Origin of the sequence: Nonomuraea sp. NPDC059023, assembly GCF_042740095.1 — a bacterium.
GTDB lineage: Bacteria > Actinomycetota > Actinomycetes > Streptosporangiales > Streptosporangiaceae > Nonomuraea.
In genome coordinates, this window is sequence record NZ_JBHYIO010000002.1 from 519,290 (window position 1) to 537,347 (window position 18,058).

At 70.5% G+C, this 18,058-nt stretch carries 19 protein-coding genes; 14 read left to right on the forward strand and 5 right to left on the reverse strand.

Annotated features, from left to right (window positions below):
* Nucleotides 1–140: 140 nt before the first annotated feature.
* Nucleotides 141–1,172 (reverse strand): LacI family DNA-binding transcriptional regulator, encoded by a 1,032-nt coding sequence (locus ACFWYW_RS05725; RefSeq protein ID WP_379613678.1) that lies wholly within the window; start codon nt 1,170–1,172, stop codon nt 141–143.
* A gap of 203 nt (nt 1,173–1,375) precedes the next feature.
* Between ACFWYW_RS05725 and ACFWYW_RS05730 the strand changes: the two genes are divergently transcribed.
* The 6 genes from ACFWYW_RS05730 (at nt 1,376) to ACFWYW_RS05755 (ending at nt 6,933) form a co-directional block, all read left to right on the forward strand.
* Nucleotides 1,376–2,494 (forward strand): amino acid ABC transporter substrate-binding protein, encoded by a 1,119-nt coding sequence (locus ACFWYW_RS05730; RefSeq protein ID WP_379613676.1) that lies wholly within the window; start codon nt 1,376–1,378, stop codon nt 2,492–2,494.
* 646 nt (nt 2,495–3,140) lie between these two features.
* Complete coding sequence (locus tag ACFWYW_RS05735; RefSeq protein ID WP_379613674.1) at nt 3,141–4,019, forward strand: branched-chain amino acid ABC transporter permease; 879 nt, start codon at nt 3,141–3,143, stop codon at nt 4,017–4,019.
* Nucleotides 4,003–4,989: a branched-chain amino acid ABC transporter permease gene (locus ACFWYW_RS05740; protein ID WP_379613672.1), complete on the forward strand. Its 987-nt coding sequence runs from the start codon at nt 4,003–4,005 to the stop codon at nt 4,987–4,989. The genes ACFWYW_RS05735 and ACFWYW_RS05740 overlap by 17 nt, the downstream gene beginning before the upstream one ends.
* Nucleotides 4,986–5,714: an ABC transporter ATP-binding protein gene (locus tag ACFWYW_RS05745; protein ID WP_379613669.1), complete on the forward strand. Its 729-nt coding sequence runs from the start codon at nt 4,986–4,988 to the stop codon at nt 5,712–5,714. Before ACFWYW_RS05740 ends, ACFWYW_RS05745 begins: the two co-directional genes overlap by 4 nt.
* Nucleotides 5,707–6,453 (forward strand): ABC transporter ATP-binding protein, encoded by a 747-nt coding sequence (locus ACFWYW_RS05750; RefSeq protein ID WP_379613668.1) that lies wholly within the window; start codon nt 5,707–5,709, stop codon nt 6,451–6,453. Before ACFWYW_RS05745 ends, ACFWYW_RS05750 begins: the two co-directional genes overlap by 8 nt.
* 12 nt (nt 6,454–6,465) lie before the next feature.
* Nucleotides 6,466–6,933, forward strand: a complete 468-nt coding sequence (locus ACFWYW_RS05755; RefSeq protein WP_379613666.1) for a hypothetical protein — start codon at nt 6,466–6,468, stop codon at nt 6,931–6,933.
* 6 nt (nt 6,934–6,939) lie between these two features.
* On the opposite strand, the gene cydB is transcribed toward ACFWYW_RS05755, so the two are convergent.
* Nucleotides 6,940–7,833 carry a cytochrome d ubiquinol oxidase subunit II gene (cydB, locus tag ACFWYW_RS05760; RefSeq protein WP_379613664.1) on the reverse strand — a complete coding sequence of 298 codons (894 nt, stop codon included), beginning with the start codon at nt 7,831–7,833 and terminating at the stop codon, nt 6,940–6,942.
* Between the two features lie 10 nt (nt 7,834–7,843).
* Complete coding sequence (locus ACFWYW_RS05765; RefSeq protein ID WP_379613662.1) at nt 7,844–9,181, reverse strand: cytochrome ubiquinol oxidase subunit I; 1,338 nt, start codon at nt 9,179–9,181, stop codon at nt 7,844–7,846.
* Between the two features lie 203 nt (nt 9,182–9,384).
* Here ACFWYW_RS05765 and ACFWYW_RS05770 point away from each other — a divergent pair, with 203 nt between their 5' ends.
* Both ACFWYW_RS05770 and ACFWYW_RS05775 read left to right on the forward strand, forming a co-directional pair.
* On the forward strand, nt 9,385–9,630 hold the full coding sequence (locus ACFWYW_RS05770) for a hypothetical protein (protein WP_379613660.1): 246 nt from the start codon (nt 9,385–9,387) through the stop codon (nt 9,628–9,630).
* Between the two features lie 11 nt (nt 9,631–9,641).
* Nucleotides 9,642–9,767: a hypothetical protein gene (locus ACFWYW_RS05775; protein ID WP_379613658.1), complete on the forward strand. Its 126-nt coding sequence runs from the start codon at nt 9,642–9,644 to the stop codon at nt 9,765–9,767.
* On the opposite strand, the gene ACFWYW_RS05780 is transcribed toward ACFWYW_RS05775, so the two are convergent.
* On the reverse strand, nt 9,749–10,585 hold the full coding sequence (locus ACFWYW_RS05780; RefSeq protein WP_379613656.1) for a polysaccharide deacetylase family protein: 837 nt from the start codon (nt 10,583–10,585) through the stop codon (nt 9,749–9,751). The genes ACFWYW_RS05775 and ACFWYW_RS05780 overlap by 19 nt on opposite strands.
* Before the next feature lie 94 nt (nt 10,586–10,679).
* On the opposite strand from ACFWYW_RS05780, the gene ACFWYW_RS05785 reads away from it, so the two are divergent.
* From ACFWYW_RS05785 to ACFWYW_RS05795, 3 genes are all read left to right on the forward strand, one after another.
* Entirely contained in the window at nt 10,680–11,339 is a 660-nt protein-coding gene (locus ACFWYW_RS05785; protein WP_379613654.1) for a carbon monoxide dehydrogenase subunit G, read from the forward strand.
* Between the two features lie 100 nt (nt 11,340–11,439).
* Complete coding sequence (locus ACFWYW_RS05790) at nt 11,440–12,336, forward strand: hypothetical protein (RefSeq protein ID WP_379613652.1); 897 nt, start codon at nt 11,440–11,442, stop codon at nt 12,334–12,336.
* Between the two features lie 36 nt (nt 12,337–12,372).
* Complete coding sequence (locus tag ACFWYW_RS05795; protein WP_379613650.1) at nt 12,373–13,041, forward strand: DsbA family protein; 669 nt, start codon at nt 12,373–12,375, stop codon at nt 13,039–13,041.
* On the opposite strand, the gene ACFWYW_RS05800 is transcribed toward ACFWYW_RS05795, so the two are convergent.
* Entirely contained in the window at nt 13,038–13,682 is a 645-nt protein-coding gene (locus ACFWYW_RS05800) for a thymidine kinase (protein ID WP_379613648.1), read from the reverse strand. The two genes, ACFWYW_RS05795 and ACFWYW_RS05800, sit on opposite strands and share 4 nt — an antisense overlap.
* 61 nt (nt 13,683–13,743) lie before the next feature.
* Between ACFWYW_RS05800 and ACFWYW_RS05805 the strand changes: the two genes are divergently transcribed.
* Genes ACFWYW_RS05805 through ACFWYW_RS05815 form a run of 3 tightly spaced genes read left to right on the forward strand, consistent with a single transcriptional unit; the run spans nt 13,744 to nt 18,024 of the window.
* Entirely contained in the window at nt 13,744–14,127 is a 384-nt protein-coding gene (locus ACFWYW_RS05805) for a hypothetical protein (protein ID WP_379613646.1), read from the forward strand.
* Between the two features lie 42 nt (nt 14,128–14,169).
* A complete protein-coding gene (locus ACFWYW_RS05810) occupies nt 14,170–16,209 on the forward strand; it encodes a hydantoinase/oxoprolinase family protein (protein WP_379613644.1) in 2,040 nt (679 codons plus the stop codon).
* 3 nt (nt 16,210–16,212) lie between these two features.
* Entirely contained in the window at nt 16,213–18,024 is a 1,812-nt protein-coding gene (locus ACFWYW_RS05815; protein WP_379613642.1) for a hydantoinase B/oxoprolinase family protein, read from the forward strand.
* Nucleotides 18,025–18,058: the final 34 nt, after the last annotated feature.

Genomic DNA, 18,058 nt, shown 5'->3' on the forward strand with positions numbered 1-18,058 from the left:
GGGTGGCGGTTGCAGGTGTGGAGGCGCGGGTGTGGCGGTGGTGTGGGTGAGGCGTGTGGTGTCGGTATGGCGTGTGATGTGAACGTGCGTGTGCGGCGCGTGGTGTGGGGGTGTATGTGGTGCTTGGCGTGGGGTGTGAGTTAGGGGTGGGGTGGGGCGGTGCTGGCTCGGGGGATGAGTTCGTGGGGGGTACGGCGGCGGCGGGGGCGGGAGACGGAGGGTTTGAGGACGAGTTCGAGGGCCTGGCGGCCCATGCTGATCATGGGGAGGCGGATGGTGGTGAGGGCGGGGTAGACGTCGGCCGCGGCGGGGATGTCGTCGAATCCGGCTACCGAGATGTCGGCCGGGACCCTGCGGCCTGAGCCCAGGAGCCAGGACAGGGCGCCGACGGCCATCGGGTCGTTCAGGGCGATGACGGCGGTCAGGTCGGGGTGGTTGTTCAGGAGGGACGCTGCCGCCGCGGCGCCGCCCTCTCTGGTGAAGTCGCCGGGGACCACCGGGACCGTGTGCCACGGCAGGCGGGCGGCGCCTATGGCCAGGCGGAGGCCGGCCAGGCGGTCCTCGACGGTGGTGAGGTTGGGAGGGCCGGACAGAACGCCTATGCGGCGGTGGCCCAGGTCGAGGAGGTGGCGCATCAGGGTGACGCCGCCGCTGAGGTTGTCGGGGAGTACGGCGTCCACGGGGAGGTGGTGGCGGCCGATGACGGCCACGCGGCCGCCCGCGTTGGTGAAGGAGCGGACTTCTGCGGCTATGTCGGTCTCTGTGCTGGCGTCCACGTAGCCCGATCCGGCCAGGACGATCGAGTTCACGCGGTGGGCGCGCAGGGCGCGGATGCGGGCGAGTTCGGCGGCGGGGTCGCGTTCGGTCTGGCTGATCAGGGCCATGTAGCCGCGGGACTCGGTCTCGCGCAGGACGCCTCGGGCGATCTCGCCGAAGTACGGGTCGCCGACGTCGTGGACGATCAGGCCGACGATCGTGGACGGCCCGCCGGCCAAGGCTCTGGCGTGGCTGTTCGGGACGTACCCGATGCGGCTGGCCACGGCCTGTACGTGCGCGGCGACCACGGCGCTCACCCCCGCAGAGCCGGTCATGGCCCGGGACGCGGTGGCCAGCGAGACACCCGCGGCTCTGGCGACGTCGACGAGGCGTGGCGGAGCCGGACGATTGGCCATGGGCGCGCGACCCCCTTGTCCGCCGCTGAAACACGTGCCATCGTAACCGAAAGCGCTTACGAAAGCGCTTGCGTACGCCGGGAGGACCGGAAATGTCATATGTGCGCAAGGCAACGTTGGTTCTTGCATTATCGAGCTTGAGTATTTCCGCTTGTGCCAAGGCGGAGGACCAGCCCGCGGGTCAGGCGCCCACGACGGGGCCGGTGAAGATCGGCATCTCGCTCCCCCTGACCGGCGACTTCGCCGAGCCCGGCAAGGGCATCCAGGAGGGCTACAAGATCTGGGCCGAGCACGTGAACGCCAAGGGCGGGCTGCTCGGCAGGAAGGTCGAGCTGATCTTCCGCGACGACGCCTCGGACCCCAACCGCGTCACCTCCGACTACGAGTCCCTGATCACCCAGGACAAGGTGAACCTGGTCTTCGGGCCCTTCTCCTCGCGCCTCGTCATCCCCGCGGGCAAGGTCGCCGAGTCGTACGGCATGCTGTTCGTCGAGCCGGCCGGAGCCGCCAAGGAAGTCTTCGAGCAGGGCTTCAAGAAGCTGTTCTACGCGGCGCCCGCCATCGCCGACGACCACTACAACTACCTGGCCGACTACCTCATCAAGCTGCCCCCGGACCAGCGGCCCAAGACCGCCGCCTACGCCAGCCTCGACGATCCGTTCGCCCAGGGCACCGCGTACGGCCTGCGCGACAAGCTGGCCGCCGCCGGGATCAAGACGGTGGCCGACGAGGTGTACCCGCCGGAGACCACCGACTTCTCGCCCATCGCCGCCAAGATCGCCGAGGCCAAACCGGACATCGTCGTCGGCGGCACCCAGTTCGAGGACTCCGTCGGCCTCGTCCGCGCGCTGCAGGAGCTCAAGGTCCAGCCCAAACTGGCCGCCTTCAGCACCGGGCCGACACTGCCCGAGTTCCCGGCGGCGGTGAAGGGCGCGGCCGAGAGCGTCATCTCCCCGGTCGGCTGGTCGGCCGGATCGGGGTTCACCGGCAACGACGCGCTGGTCAAGAGCTACAAGGACATGTTCGGCGGCGAGGCCAACGAGGACGCGGCCAACGGCTACACGGTCGGACAGGTCGTGGAGGCGGCGGTCAACGCGGTCAAGTGCGTGGAGCCGAGCAAGGAGTGCCAGGACAAGCTCGCCGCCCACCTCCGCCAGGCCACCTTCGACACCGTGGTCGGCCCCCTGTCCTTCGACGACCAGGGACGCCCCGAGCAGGCCCACATGATCCAGCAGTACGTGAACGGCAAGGTCGAGATCGTGCTGCCGGAGGGCTCGAAGGCACAGACGGCCAAGCTCGTGTTCCCGAAGAAGGAGTGGTGACCATCCACAACTCCATGGGACCTGGTACGGCCGGGAACCCTTCACACCTTGGGAGGTCGGACGGGGGTCTGACAGATCTGGGGATGACAGACCACGGTCTGACAGCCCAGGGTCCGAGGGACCGGAGGATGACGGACGAGGGTCTGTCGGACCGGGGTCTGACAGGCCGGAGGACGCCGGACCACGGCCCGACAGCCCGGGGTCGGACAGGCCTGGGGGAGACGGGCGAGGGTGTGGCAGGCCGGGGTTGGGACGGACCTGCGGGTGATGGACGAGGGGTTGCCAGGCCAGGGGCTGTCAGACCAGGGGTTGATGGACCAGGGGTTGACAGACCGGGGGCGGTCAGGCCTGGGGTTGATGGACCGGGGGCGGTCAGGCCTGGGGTTGATGGACCGGGGGCGGTCAGACCAGGGGTTGATGGACCGGCGGCTGACAGGCCTGGGGTTGATGGACCGGGGGTTGATGGACCGCGGGCCGATGGTCAGAGGGCTGACAGGCCGCGGGTTGACGGGCCGCTGGGGTCTGACGGGGAACTGGAGGCTGACGGGCTGGTGGGATCTGGCGGGTCGGTGGGTCAGGGGTGGTTGGGCGGGGGTCGGGGGAGTCCGGGGTGTGGGCCTAGGGGCCGGTGGGGGAGGTGGGTAGCTTGACGTTGCTTCTGCAGGGGCTGGGGCTCGGGATTCTGACGGGCGGGCTCTACGCCCTGCTCGCCTCCGGCCTCTCCCTGTACTTCGGTGTCATGCGGGTCGTCATGGTCGCCCACCCCGCCTTCCTCTTCCTGGCCGCCTACCTCACCTACACCCTCCACACAGCCCTGGGCATGGACCCGCTGCTGACCATCCCCCTCACCGTCCCGGTCTTCTTCGTGCTGGGCGTGCTGGTCCAGCGCCTCCTGCTGGCCCGCCTGGCCTCCGACCAGGTCCAGATGATGTCGGTCCTGCTGACGTTCGGCCTGGCGCTGACGATCGAGGGCCTCCTCGGCACCATCTACACAGGCTCCTACAAGTCGGTCACCGTCGGCTACGACACGAAGAGCCTGACGATCGGGGCGGTCAGCCTGCCGTACGACAAGATCATTGCTTTTGGGGTGGCGGGGCTGACGCTGGCGGTGTTGTTCGGGGTGCTGGTGAAGAGCCGGTTCGGGCAGGCGTTGCGGGCGACGATTCAGCATCGGGAGGCCGCGCGGCTGGTGGGGATCAGGACGGATCGGGTCACGGGGTACGGGTTCGGCGTGGGGCTGGCGACGGCGGCCGTCGGGGGCGGGGTGCTGGCGTTGATCACGCCGTTCTTCCCGGCCTCGCACTGGGCCTGGATCGGCAAGCTCATGGCGATCATCGTGGTCGGCGGCCTGGGCAGCGTGGTCGGCGCGGCGCTGGCGGCAGTGCTGCTGGGTGTGGTGGAGGGCCTGGTGCTGGTGACGGTCGACGCCACCTGGGCCACGCTCATGTTCTACGCCTTCCTGTTCCTGACGCTGCTGCTGCGCCCGCAGGGGTTCTTCGGAGGCCGGCTTGCGCACCGTTTCTAAACTCCTCCTCCTCGCCGGTACGGCCGGCGCCCTCGCCTACCCCTGGCTGGTCCCGAACTACTACCTGGTCTACGCCGGAGTCCTGACGGTCATGTACGCCGCCATGGCCACCTCGTGGAACATCCTGGGCGGCTTCACCGGCTACGTCTCGCTGGGCCATTCGGCCTTCTTCGGGCTGGGCGCCTACGGCACCGGCCTGCTGATCACCCGGGCGGGCATGCCGTGGGTACTGGCGCTCCTGGTCTCGGCGGTGCTGGTGACGGTGGCCGCGGCGGTCATCGGGGTGGCGGCGGTCCGGGTGCGCGGGGCGTCGTTCGTGATCGTGTCGATCGCGCTGGTGTCGGTGATGAACCTGCTCGTGCAGGGCTGGCGGTCGCTGACCGGCGGCGCCACGGGCCTGCAGGTGCCGGCGCCGTTCGACCTGAGCAGGGGCCAGACGCACATGGTGTTCTTCTACCTGTTCCTGGCGCTGCTCGGCCTGGTGCTGCTGACCTGGTGGTTCATCTCGCGCTCGCGCTTCGGCGGCGGGCTGAAGGCGATCAGGGAGGACGAGGACAAGGCCGAGATGCTGGGCGTGCCGACGGCGGCGTTCAAGGTGGCGGCGTTCGCGGTGTCGGCGTTGTTCGTGGCGCTGGCGGGCGGCCTGTACGCGGTCTGGTTCCGCTCGCTCGACCCGATCTTCGTCTTCTCCATCGTCAGCGGCGTCTACATGGTGCTGATGAGCCTGCTGGGCGGGGTGCGCCACCTGTTCGGCCCGCTGCTGGGCGCGCTGATCATCGCCCCGGCGGGGGAGTACTTCCTCATCGCGCTCGGCGAGTCGCAGATCCACCTGACCGCGACCGGCGTGCTGCTGGTGCTGGTGGTGCTGTTCATGCCCGAGGGCATCGTGCCGAGGCTGATCGGCCGGCCGAAGGGCGCCTCGATCAGGGAGGACACCGCGGAGCAACGCCTTCAGGAGGTCAAGGGATGAGCCTGCGAACCGAGGGTCTGGCGAAGGCGTTCGGCGGGGTCACGGCGGTGGACGGGGCCACGGTGGAGATCCGCGAGGGCGCGATCAACGGTCTCATCGGCCCGAACGGCTCCGGCAAGACGACGTTCTTCAACCTGGTCACGGGCCTGATCCGGCCGGACGCCGGCCGGGTGCTGTACAAGGGCAGGGAGATCACCGCCTGGTCGCCGCACCGCATCGCGCACGCGGGGCTGGGGCGCACGTTTCAGTTGTGCCGGATATTTCCGCGCATGACGGTGCTGGAGAACATGCTCGTCGCCGTCCGCCGCACCCGTCTGCGGGAACTGCTCGCGGGCAGCCGGAACACCGCCGAGGTCGAGCGGGCCCGCCACTGGCTGCACAGGATGGGCATCGAGCACCTGGAACACGCCGAGGCGCGCCACCTGTCGTACGGCCAGCAGAAGCTCCTCGAACTGGCCGCGATCTTCATGGGCGACCCCGACCTGGTGCTGCTGGACGAGCCGGCGGGCGGCGTCAACCCGGCGCTGATCGACCGGATCGTCACGCTGGTGCGCGATCTCAACGCCGAGGGCAGGACGTTCCTGGTCGTCGAGCACAACATGGATGTGGTCATGGGCATGTGCGATCACGTGGTGGTCTTCGACCGCGGCGCCCCGATCTGCGAAGGAACCCCCGAGACGGTCCAGAGCGACCCGCGCGTGCTGGAGGCGTACCTAGGTGTCTGAGCCGCTCCTGTCACTCAAGGACATCACCGCGGGGTACGGCAGGGCCGCCCTGGTCCTGCGCGGCCTGTCGGTCACGGTCGAGGCGGGCCAGGTCGTCTGCCTGGTCGGCCCGAACGGCGCGGGCAAGTCGACCGTGCTCAGGGTCGCCAGCGGCCTGCTCGCCCCCCGCTCCGGCAGCGTCGTGCTGGCTGGCGAGGACGTGACGGGACGCTCGCCGCAGGCGCTGCTCGACCGCGGACTGTCGCACGTGCTGCAGGGCCACAGCGTCTTCCGCGAGATGACGGTCGCGGAGAACGTCCTGCTGGGCGGCTACACCGTGCGCGACAAGGCGCGCCTGCGCGAGCGCGAGGAGGCGGTGAAGGAACTGTTCCCGATCGTGGCCGAGCGGTGGGGCGGCATCGCCGGCCTGCTGTCGGGCGGGCAGCAGAAGCAGGTGGAGTTCGCCCGCGCGCTGATGCTGGAGCCCAAGGTGGTCCTGCTGGACGAGCCGTCCATGGGCCTGGACCCGAAGACCACGCAGACCGTTTTCGACCAGATCGACCTGATGCGCCGGGCCGGGGTGGCGGTGCTGCTGGTGGAGCAGAACGCCCGCCGCGCGCTGGAGATGGCCGACGTGGGCTGTGTCCTCGACCTGGGCGCCGTGCACATCTCCGGACCGGCCCGCGACCTGGCCGCCGACCCCCGGCTGGGCGCCCTCTACCTGGGCGGAGCGGCCGCCCGAAATGGCCCTCAAACATGACAAGATGTGCGAATGTCTACGAAGGACTGGAAACGCAAAGAAACCTGGCTTGACCAGGACAATCTCATCTATGCCGGGTTCATCGCGATCGGCATCGTCCTGGTCCAGCCGTTCCTGACCGTGGCCGAGCTCGACGTCGCGGCCCTCGTCTGCGTGCTGTCCTTCTCGGTGGCGATCCCGCTGCTGGCCGTGCTGACGATGATCAACCAGCTGCGCAAGACCCACCGGTTCCTGGGCTCGACGCCGCTGCTCAACATCGCCAAGAGCGTCGGGCCGCTGACCTCCTGCGTCGGGGTCGTGGCCGCCTTCTGGCACATGTCGTGGATCGCCGGACTGGTCCTGCTGGCCAGCGGCACCGTCGCGGTGATCGCCTACGGCGGGTTCTTCTCGGTTCTGCCCCGCGAGATGGGCGGTGAGGGGATCGTGCCGCCGGAGAAGCCGATCCCCCCGGAGCTCGACGAGCCGCACCCCACCGCCTGACCGCGCTCAGGCGGGCACCAGGACCCGCTTCCTGAACACCCAGTACGTCCAGCCCTGGTAGAGCAGCACGAACGGCAGCGTGATCAGCCCGATCCAGCTCAGCATCGTCAGCGTGTACGGCCCCGAGGCCGCCTCGGCCAGCGTCAGCCCCGGCAGCGGCATCGGCGCGAGCTCCAGGAAGACCGCGACCGAGGTCAGCACGATCGCCCCGGCGGTGGCGGCGAAGGCCCAGCCCTCGCGCCGCCGCCAGATCAGCGCCGCTGCCCCGGCCAGGGCGGTGGCGGCGGCCAGCGCCGCGGCCGTGCCGGCCACGCCGCCGCCCAGCCGCGACAGCGCCAGGACGCCCACCGGCACCGCGAGCCCCGAGGCGGCCAGCGCCGCAGTCCGCGCCCGCCGCCGCAGCGGCCCCTCGGTCCTGAGCGCGAGGAACACGGCGCCGTGCAGCACGCTCACCGCCAGCGAGAACACCCCGCCGAGCAGCGCCGCGAGCCCACTGGCGAACAGCATGTCGGCGAAGACCGCCCCCCACAGGAACGCGGGCAGCGCGCTCCCGGCCACGATGCCCGCATCGCACCAGAACGTGTTGGTCACCTTGCCGCGCCACTCCAGCCCGACCCCGCGCACGATCAGCCCGACCAGCACGAGCGCGACCGGCAGGTAGAACGAGCTGAACATCCCCGCGTACCAGGCCGGGAAGGCGGCGAACATCGAGCCCACCGCGGTGATCAGCCAGACCTCGTTGCCGTCCCAGACCGGGCCGATCGTCTGCAGCGCCTGCCGCTGCTCGCCGGCGCCGCGCGAGACGAACGGCGCCAGCATCCCCACCCCGAAGTCGAAGCCCTCCAGCACGAAGTAGCCGGTCCACAGGAAGGCGATGATCACGAACCACAGATCGATCACGGTCAGCTCCTCAGTACGCCAGCGCCGGTTCGGGCTGGGCGGCGACGTTCGCGGGCTCGTCGAGTCCCCTGCGCACATGCCTGGTCAGCAGTACGGCTTCCGCCACCGCGAGCCCGCCGTACAGCAGAGTGAAGATCACGAGGGTCGTGGCCACCTCGGCGAGGCTCACGCCGGGCGAGACGCTGGAGGCGGTGAGCAGTTCGCCGGCGACCGTCCAGGGCTGGCGGCCCACCTCGCTGAGCAGCCACCCGGCGATCACCGCCAGGAACGGCAGGGGCAGCGCCAGCACCAGCACCTTGGCCAGCCAGTCCGGCAGCGGCCGTTTCCTGCGGGTCAGCCACAGCCCCAGGACCGACAGCGCGACCGTGCCGAGCCCGAAGACGAGCATCACGCGGAACGACCAGAAGACCACCTCGGGGTTCGGCCGGTAGTCGCCGGGGCCGAACTGCTGCTCGAAGCGCTTCTGCAGGTCCTCGGTTCCGGCGATCACCGCGTCGGGGTCGTGGGTGGACAGGAAGCTGAGCACCTTCGGCACTTCAAGCCCCGGCACGATCGAGAACGGCGCGCCCGCGGTGTCGCGCTCGAGCCCCTCGGCGGCGGCCAGCTTCATGGGCTGCTGCTCGTGCAGGAGCCTGGCCGACATGTCGCCGGTGCCCGCGACGACGACTCCGGCGACGGCGGTCATCAGCAGGGCGGCGCGGGCGGTGCCGCGCCACATGTCGTCGCGGTCCTTCAGCCAGCGGTAGCCGCAGACGGCCAGGACGAAGCCGCCCGCCACGATGAACGCCGAGGCGATCACGTGCGGCACCTGGGCCAGCGCGGTGGAGTTGGTGAGCACCGCCCACAGGTCGGTCATCCTGGCCTTGCCGTTCTCGACCGTGTAGCCGACCGGGTGCTTCATCCAGGCGTTGGCGGCCAGGATGAAGTACGCCGACAGGTTCGAGCCGATGGCCGCGGCCCAGATCGTGGCCAGGTGCACCTTCTTCGGCAGCCGGTCCCAGCCGAAGATCCACAGGCCGAGGAACGTGGACTCCATGAAGAAGGCCAGCAGCGCCTCCATGGCCAGCGGCGCCCCGAAGACGTCGCCCACGAAGATGGAGTACTCACTCCAGTTCATCCCGAACTGGAACTCCTGCACGATGCCGGTCACGACGCCCATCGCGAAGTTGATCAGGAAGAGCTTCCCGAAGAACTTCGTCAGCCGCAGGTAGTGCTCCTTGCCCGTGCGGTGCCAGGCGGTCTGCAGCCCGGCCACGAAGATGCCCAGGCCGATCGTCAACGGTACGAAAAGAAAGTGGTAGACGGTGGTGATGCCGAACTGCCACCGTGCCAGGTCAAGTGCGTCCATCTGTCCCTCACGGGTCCCTGAGCTCTACAGCCTGTAGTTCATCTACTAGAAGTAGTACTACAAGCTGTAGAGCAACGGGGCGGCGAGCTCTGCGATCTTTGTCACAGCCGGAGAAAACAGGTTCGCCGAACGTGGAAAAGTGCGATGACTTCCCGGGCGGGCCGGGGTCTAAATAAGCACAGACTCAGAGAAAGGCACGGGAGATGACCACCATCGAGCTGGCCCAGGTGCTCTTCACCTCAGCCCTGCAGCCCTCCGACATCCTGACCTCCGACCGCGTGCGCAACGTGATCGACGACCGCCTCTGCGCCTGCGGTGGCGACACCTCCGGGTGCGCCGCCTACGTGGCACAGGAGGCCGGCGACCACCCCGACGCGTTCGCCGCCCGCATGCGCTGGGCGCTCGGCGCGGTCACCGCCGCCTACCCCGCCTACCGGCTCGCGGCCTGAGGAGGACCGTCATGCACCCCTTGTTCCGCGAGATCATCGCACCGCCGCTGTGGGAGGCGCCGCCGGAGGAAGAGCGGCGGCACCGTCATCGCCGCCGCCGTGCCGTCCTGGTCAGGCGTCAGGTCGCGGCCAGATAGGCCTGTAGGTCGCCCAGCTCGTAACCCCGCCGCTTGATCTTGTCGATCAGGATGCGGAAGTCCCTCGCCAGGTTGGGACGGAAGTGCAGCAAGAGGATGTCACCGGGGCGCAGCCTCTTGTCGGGAACCTGGTAAGCGATCTTGCCGCCCGGCTGCACGCTGGCGGTCCACAACAGAACGTCCCTGATGCCGCAGGACTTCGCCGCGGCCAGGGTGTCGGCGTTGTAGTTGCCGAACGGGGGCCGGAACAACGCCGGACGGGCGCCGATCCGCCTGCCGATCAGCCGGGAGGCGCCGCAGATCTCCGCGCGCTGGGCGTCACGGCCCAGCAGCAGCAGGTTGGGATGGGTGAGCGTGTGGTTCTCCACCGCCACCCCGGCCTCGCGCAACTCCTGGAAGTACCCCCACTTGCCCGCGCCGACGAAACGGCCCGTGCCGCCCGCCGGGTCGGGCGTGCCCTTGGCCTCGACCGCGTCGCGCATGGCGAAGGCGGTGATCGGGATGCGTTCCTCGCGTACCTGCTTGACGAAGCCCGGGTCCTGCTCCCAGCCGTCGTCGATGGTCAGGAAGACCACCTTGCGCCGGGTGGGGATCGAGCTGATCACCCTGGGGCGCGGGCCGGCGATCTTGCGTACTTCCCCTGGGCGGGGTTTCACGCCGGCCGGTTCCTGAGGTCGCGGCGTGGGTGACGTCTGCTCCGGTGGGGGGTTGGCGGCCGGTTGGGCCTGCCCCGCCGTACAGGCCGCGGTCATCGCCGACAGCGCCACCATCCCCGCCGCGCACGCACGGCGCGGCCCCCCGAAGATCCCCCTGGCCATGGCGCTCCATCATGCCAGCTCGACGAGGACTTCCCGCGGTTCTCGGCGGGAGTTGCCATGCGGGCGGAGGGGGTCGTGTGCCTAGAGTGGCCGTGTGAAGCTCGCAGGCAGTGCCGTGATCGGCATCGAGAGAGATCGTGTGTGGGCGGCGCTCCAGGATCCGGCGGTGCTGGTACGCACCATCCCGGGCTGTGAGCGCCTGGAGGAGAGCGGGCCGGACACCTACCGCATGACGGTCACCGCGGGCGTGGCCGCCATCAAAGGCGTGTACCACGGCGAAGTGGGGCTTTCGGAGCCGCTCGCGCCCGAGAGCTTCGTGCTGCGGGCCCGGGGGCAGGGCGCGCCCGGCACCGTGGACGCCACCGTGCACGTCCGGCTGAGCGAGGTCGAGGACGGCACCCGGGTCGACTACGACGCCGAGGCCGTGGTCGGCGGCATGATCGGCGGGGTCGGGCAGCGCATGCTCGGGTCGGTGGCCAAGCGGACGGCGGGGGAGTTCTTCACCGCCGTGGAGACCCACCTGCGCGAAGGCCCCACGCCCGCCGCGTCCGTGGTGCCGGCGTCGCCGGGCGATCCGGCGGCCCTTGTGCCCGCCGGTCCCCAGGTCTACGAACGGCCGGCCAAGGAGCACACGCAGACGCGCCCCTGGGTCATGCTGGCCTCGTTCGGCATGGGCGCCGGCATCGCCCTGACCGGCGTCGCGGTCGGCTGGCTCCTGGGCCGGGCCACCCGCCGCCGCCCCGGCCCGCCGTAACGGGAACCGCTGCTCGTCACGGTGGCGAGCCTGGCAAAGCGGGTGTCGTGGGCCGGGCCCGGCGTAGCGGAAAAGGATCTCCGGGCGTAGCGTTGCAAGTATGCGCCAGGCACATGCTGAAGACGCCAGGACCGAGGCCAGGCGAGTCGTCCGCAACCTGCTCGGCGAGGACCGGCCCACCGCCGAGATGCTCATCGGCGACGCGACCCCGGTACTCGGTCACGAGCGCACTTCCCGCTGCCTCGACCTGGCCCTCGGCGCGTCGCTGACCCGCCGCTCGGCGGAGCTGGCCGCGATCGCCGCCCTCCTGGTCGGCACCAGGGAACTCGGCGAGGCCTGGTGGTCGCAGACCAGGGGCGGCAAGCTGCCCGCGCCCGACGAGGTGCTGCGCACCGCCGTCGCCATCGAGCCGTGGACCGATCTCACGGCGCTGGAGATGCTCGGCGCCTGGATCGCCGACGACGCCGCCGACCAGCTGTGGGGCCGGCCCGTCGCCCAGGTCGACCTCAACTCCTGGCAGGCCGAGGACCGCTTCGACCTGCCCGACGGCGTGAAGCCCGGCCAGCGGCTCGTGGTGCACTTCGACGCCGGTGGCCGCCTGGACGCGGTGGTGACCCGGCGCCCCGACGACGACCTGGGCTCCAACCTGGACTTCCACTCGCTGCGCTACTCCCGCCCGGCTGAGGCGCAGTGGAGCTGGGGCGTGGCCGCCGGCCTCGGTCCCCACCACCTGCCCGGCGACTCACCCGACCCGTACGCCAGGAAGGTCGACCAGCGGGCCGTGGGCATCCTGCGGGCCTGGGCGCTGCGCCACGGCGTCGGCCAGGACCTTCTCGGACCGACGTGGGAGACGGTCGGGGACGTGGTGGCCGCGATCGAGCGGGTCGACTGGATGTGGCGCTCGGCCGAGTGGTTCGGCTGGTGGCGCGGGGCCTCCGCGCTGGTGGACGACTCGGGCTACCTGCCGTACCGGCTGGACGAACTGGCCGCCGGATAGGAATGCGGGGACGGGTCCCGCTGGTTGTCGTCGTACGTGAAAGTTGAGATTTTCTCCGACATCGTCTGCCCCTGGTGCTACATCGGGCACACCCGCTTCGCCCGCGCCGCCGAGGCCTACCGCGCCAAGGGCGGCACCGTCGAGATCACCATGCGCCCCTTCCAGCTGAACCCGGACGCGCCCGCCGAGGGCGAGCCGCTGCTCACCGCGCTGGAGCGCAAGTTCGGCCCTGACATCGCCCAGATGACCTCCCAGGTCACCGGCGTGGCCGAGCAGGAGGGCCTGGAGCTGCGCTTCGACCACGCCGTCAGCGCCAACACCGCCCAGGCGCACCGCCTCATCCAGGTCGCCACCGCCCAGGGCCGGGGCGAGGAGATGGCGCAGCGGCTGTTCCAGGCCCACTTCACCGACGGGCTCGACGTCGGCGACACCGAGGTGCTGGCCAAGCTGGCCGCCGAGGCGGGCGTCACCGACGACGGCGACGGCTCGGCCGAGGTGGACGAGCATCTCGCGCGGGCCCGGCAGCTCGGGATAAGCGGGGTGCCGCTCTTCCTGTTCGAGGGGCAGTTCGCGGTCTCGGGGGCGCAGCCGTACGAGACGTTCGTCGCGGCGCTGGAGGAGGTGGCCGAGCGGACGGGGCAGAAGCCCATCACGGTGCTGGCCGCGCCCGCCGACGGCTGCGCCGACGACAGCTGCGCGGTCTAGAGGCCCCGCAGCGGCTCGCCCAGGTCGCCCGAGCGGTGGTGGCGGCGGCACAGCACCTGGTAGCGGACGGGTGAGGCGGCGGTGTCGCCGATGACGACCTGCTCGCCGGTACGGGCCATCACGCCGCCCACCACCCGGGCGTTGAGCTGGCCCGGCCGCCCGCACCAGCACAGCACCTCCACCTGGAGCCTGCTCACCTCGTCGGCCAGCTCGAACAACCGCTGCGCCGCCGGGAACATCACCGACCGGAAGTCGGAGGCCAGGCCGAAGGCGTACACGTCGACGCGGTGCTCGTCCACGAGGTCGGCCAGCTGCTCGATCTGCTCGACGGAGTAGAAGCACGCCTCGTCGCAGATGAGGTAGTCGATGCGGTCGTGCGCGGTGACCAGGGCGACCAGGTCGAGGCCGTCCTCGACCTCGATGGCCTCAAGTCCGAGCCCGATCCTGCTGGTCACCTTGGGCCCGCCGGAGCGGTCGTGCTTGGTGAGCACGAGCCCGCGCCGCCCCTGCCTGCCGTGGTTGTAGTTCAGCTGCAGGGCGAGCGTGGACTTCCCGCAGTCCATGGGCCCGAAGTAGAACTTCAGCACGGCATCACGGCCGGCGGCGGAGGGCGCGGCAGACAGAGCAGACGATTCGGTCACGGAGTGCCACCTTAGTGGTTGGCTTATGGGAGATTTGTCCCAAGAGCCTCAGGAGGACGCCTTGGTCACAGAGAAGCCCGCAGAAAAGCCGCCCGCACTGGACGCCATGATGAGTCCCGACGACCTCACCGCCGCCCAGGCGGACGCCGCCCGCTGGCGCTACGGGTTCTTCGTGGTGGTGACCGGCATCATCGCGGTCCTCATCGCCTTCGGGGCGGCGGTCTTCGCCACCAAGGAGTTCGCCGCGCTGTTCGCGGGCGTGGCCGGGGTGGTCGGCACGATCATCGGCGCCTACTTCGGCGTGCAGGCCGGCCAGTCGGGCAAGGCGCGCGTCGAGGCCGAGCTGTCGAAGTCCCAGGAGATGGTCGTACGGCTGGCCGCCTACGTGGGCACGCAGAACGCGCCACGTGTTATTGACGAAGTTCTGGGCCGGCGCCGTACATGATGGCAATCCGTCTGTTATCCGAGCCCAGTACACATATGAAGCATGCGTAGCGTGCGTATCGGAGTCGACACCGGAGGCACGTTCACCGACGTCGTGGCGGTGGACGAGCGTACCGGTGAGGTCGTCACCACGAAGACGCCCTCGACCCCGGCCAACCCGGCCGACGGGTTCATCACGGGCATCGAGAAGCTCGGCGAGTTCGACGTCAGCTCGATCGTCCACGGCACCACCGTGGCCACCAACCAGCTGCTCGAAGACCGCATCTCCGAGCTGGGCTTCATCACGACCGAGGGCTTCGAGTACGTCCTGGAGATCGCCCGGCAGAGCGTGCCCGACGGGTACGGCAACTCCTACTTCTGGGTCAAGCCGCCCAGGATCGTGCCCGTGCACCTGGTGAAGACCGTCGGCGGGCGCCTGGACCACCTCGGCGAGGAGGTGCGGCCGTTCTCCGAGGAGCAGGCGGCCGAGGCGGCGCGCTGGTTCCGGTCCAAGGGGATCACCGCGATCGGCGTCTGCTTCCTGCACTCCTACGCCAACCCCGAGCACGAGCGGCGCATGCGCGAGGTGCTGGAGCGCGAGCACCCCGAGGCGGTGGTCTCGATCTCCAGCGACGTGCTGCGGGAGTACCGCGAGTACGAGCGCTCGGTCACCACGCTGGTCGACGCCGCGGTCAAGCCCGCCATGCGGCGCTACATCGCCAACCTTGCCGACCGGCTCGGCATGCCGTTCTCGGTGATGAAGTCCAACGGCGGCATCCTGTCGGCCCGCGAGGTCGTCAACCAGCCGATCACCACGGTGCTGTCGGGACCGGCCGCCGGCGCCCTCGGCGCCGCGCTCATCGCCTCCACCGCGGGCCACCCGTCGGTCATCACGCTGGACGGCGGCGGCACCTCCACCGACGTCGCCGTCGTCATCGACGGCGAGCCCTCGACCACCACCGAGGGCTCTGTCGGCCGTTACCCGTGCAAGATCCCGATGATCGACATCGTCACGGTCGGCGCGGGCGGCGGCTCGGTCGCCTGGATCTCGCCCGAGGGCACGCTCAAGGTCGGCCCGCGCTCGGCCGGCGCCGACCCGGGCCCGCTCTGCTACGGCAGGGGCGGCGCCGAGGTCACCGTCACCGACGCGCACGTCTACCTCGGCCGCATCCCGCCCCACCTGCTCGGCGGCGAGATCCCGCTGGACGCGGCGGCCGCCCGCGCCGGCATCGAGGACCTCGCCGACAAGCTCGGCCTCAGCCCCGAGCGGACCGCGACCGGCATCCTGGAGATCAGCGCCTTCAACCAGAGCAACGCCATCCGGCGCCTGACCGTGAAGCGCGGCCTGGACGTGCGCGACTTCCCGCTGGTGACGTTCGGCGGCTCCGGCCCGCTGCTGGCCTGCCGCCTCATCGACATCCTGGGCCTGCCCGCGGTGCTCGTACCGCCGGGGCCCGGCAACGTCTCCGCCTTCGGCCTGCTCACCGTGGACGTCAAGAACGACTACGTCCGCACGCACGTCACGCGCTCGCTCGACCTGGAGACGGCCGCGCGGATCTTCGGCGAGCTGGAGTCCACGGCCGCCGAGGCGCTGGACCGCGAGGGCTTCGACGACCCCGTCCACGCGCGCAGCGCCGACCTGCGCTACTACGGCCAGGCCTACGAGGTCCGGGTCCACGCCCCGCCGGGCGAGGTGGACGAGGGGTGGCGCGCCGAGGTGACCGCGCGCTTCCACGACGCCCACGAGAAGTTGTACGGCTACGCCTACCGCGACGACCCCCGGCACACGGTCGAATGGGTCAACCTGCGCGTCTCCGGCATCGGCCCCATCACCCGCCCGGCCATCCGCCGCCTCGAAGGCGACGTCCCCGACGGTGAGCCGCACACCAGGGCGGTGCACTTCGACCATCCCACCCCCGAGACCCCCATCCACCAGCGCGCGGAACTGGCCCCCGGCGCCGTGGTCGAGGGCCCCGCGGTCATCGAGGAGTACGGCTCCACGATCCCCGTCCACCCCGGCTTCCACGCCGAGGTCGACCCCTTCGGCAACCTGGTGATCCGCCCCGGCAAGCCGGAACCCGCCGCCGACCAGGAGGGTGAGTAACCCATGAGCGCCGACCCGATCCTCATCGAGATCGTCGAAGGCACGCTGGCCTCGGTGGAGCGGGAGGTCGAGACCGCGATCGCGCGCACGGCCCGCTCGCCGATGATCCGCGACGCGCACGACTTCCGCGCCGGCATCCACGACGTGCGGCTCAGGAAGCTCACCGGCCGCTCCTACAGCGCCCTCGTCCAGCCCGTCGTCAGGGACTTCCCCGCCGAGACGATGAAGGAGGGCGACGTCTACTTCCACAACGACGTCTACCTCTCGGAAGGCGGCATCGGCCACCTGCCCGACCTGTGCGTGACCGTCCCGGTCTTCCACGAGGGCGAGGTCGTCGCGTTCGTCCAGGCCTTCGGCCACCACGACGACATCGGCGGGTCCGTGCCCGGCAGCATGCCCTCCCACGCGCGCAGCGTCTTCGAAGAGGGCCTGATGGTGCCGCCGATCAAGCTCTGGGACCAGGGCGTGCCCAACGAGGCCGCGCTGCGCATCATGACCCGTAACTCCCGCATGCCCGACTCGCTCGCCGGCGACCTGGACGCCGAGTGCTCGGCCTGCCTCATGGGCGCGCGCCGCCTCTCCGAGCTCTTCCAGAGGTACGGCAGGGCCGCCGTCGAGGAGTGCTTCGACGCGATCATCTCCAAGACCACCGAGACCTTCCGCCGCGAGCTCCTGGCCAAGATCCCCGAAGGCGTCTACGTCTGGGAGGACTACGCCGAGCACGACGGCGTCGACGAGCCGCGCCTGCACGCCCAGCGCATCACGCTGACCGTCGACCACGCCAGGCCCGCGCCGCTGACCATCGACTTCACCGGCACCTCGCCGCAGGCCAAGGGACCGATCAACCACGCCGGCGACTACGCCGACGGGGTGTTCCTGAAGAAGTGGCTGGCCCCGGTCCTGCGCAACCTGGCCGACACCCCGGAGCGCATGGCTGAGCTGGACGTCAACGAGGGCGTGGTGCCGCTCATCGAGATGCGCTTCCCCGGCAAGGGCACCCTGCTCACGCCCGTCTTCCCGGCGCCGACCAACGCCCGCACGTTCGTCATCCTGCGGCTGCTGGGCGTGCTGGCCGGGGTGCTGGCCAAGGCCACCCAGGGCAGGATGCCGGCCGACCAGGAGACCATCCGCTACACCGGTGTCCACGGGCTGGACGGGGAGGGCCGGCCGTACCTGATGCGGGAGGTTCTCGGCGGCGGCTCCGGCGGGCGGTGGTACGCCGACGGCGAGGACACCATCCACGTGGTGCCCGACTCGCGCAACATCCCGGTGGAGTTCGCCGAGGCGCGCTGGCCGTTCCGGGTGGAGCGGCTGGCGCTGGCGTGCGACTCGGGCGGGCCCGGCATGTACCGGGGCGGGCTCGGCTACGACAAGCACATCAGGATGCTGCGCGACGCCTCCTACATGTCGATCGCCGACCGTTCGATCCTGTCCTGCTGGGGCGTCAACGGCGGGCTGGCCGGACGGCCGTTCCGCGTGGAGGTCGCCGGCAAGGAGATGGAGGGGCTGGTGGACGACCATCCGGTGCAGGCCGGCGAGGTCGTCCGCATCCGTACCACGGGCGGCGGCGGGTGGGGCTCGCCCTACGACCGCGACCCCCGGGCGGTGGCCGCGGACGTGCGCGACGGGAAGGTCTCCATCGCGGGCGCGCTCGGCGACTACGGTGTGGTGCTCGACGGCGACCGCATCGACGAGCAGGGCACGGCGGAGCTGCGCGCCCGGTTGCGCCCGGCGAACGGCCGTTTCTTCGACCGCGGGCCCGGCTACGCGCGGCTGTCGGGCGGCAGGCCGGCGCCGGACGTCGACGAACTGTAACGCAGGGTAGGTGCCATGATTTCCCCCATTCGTG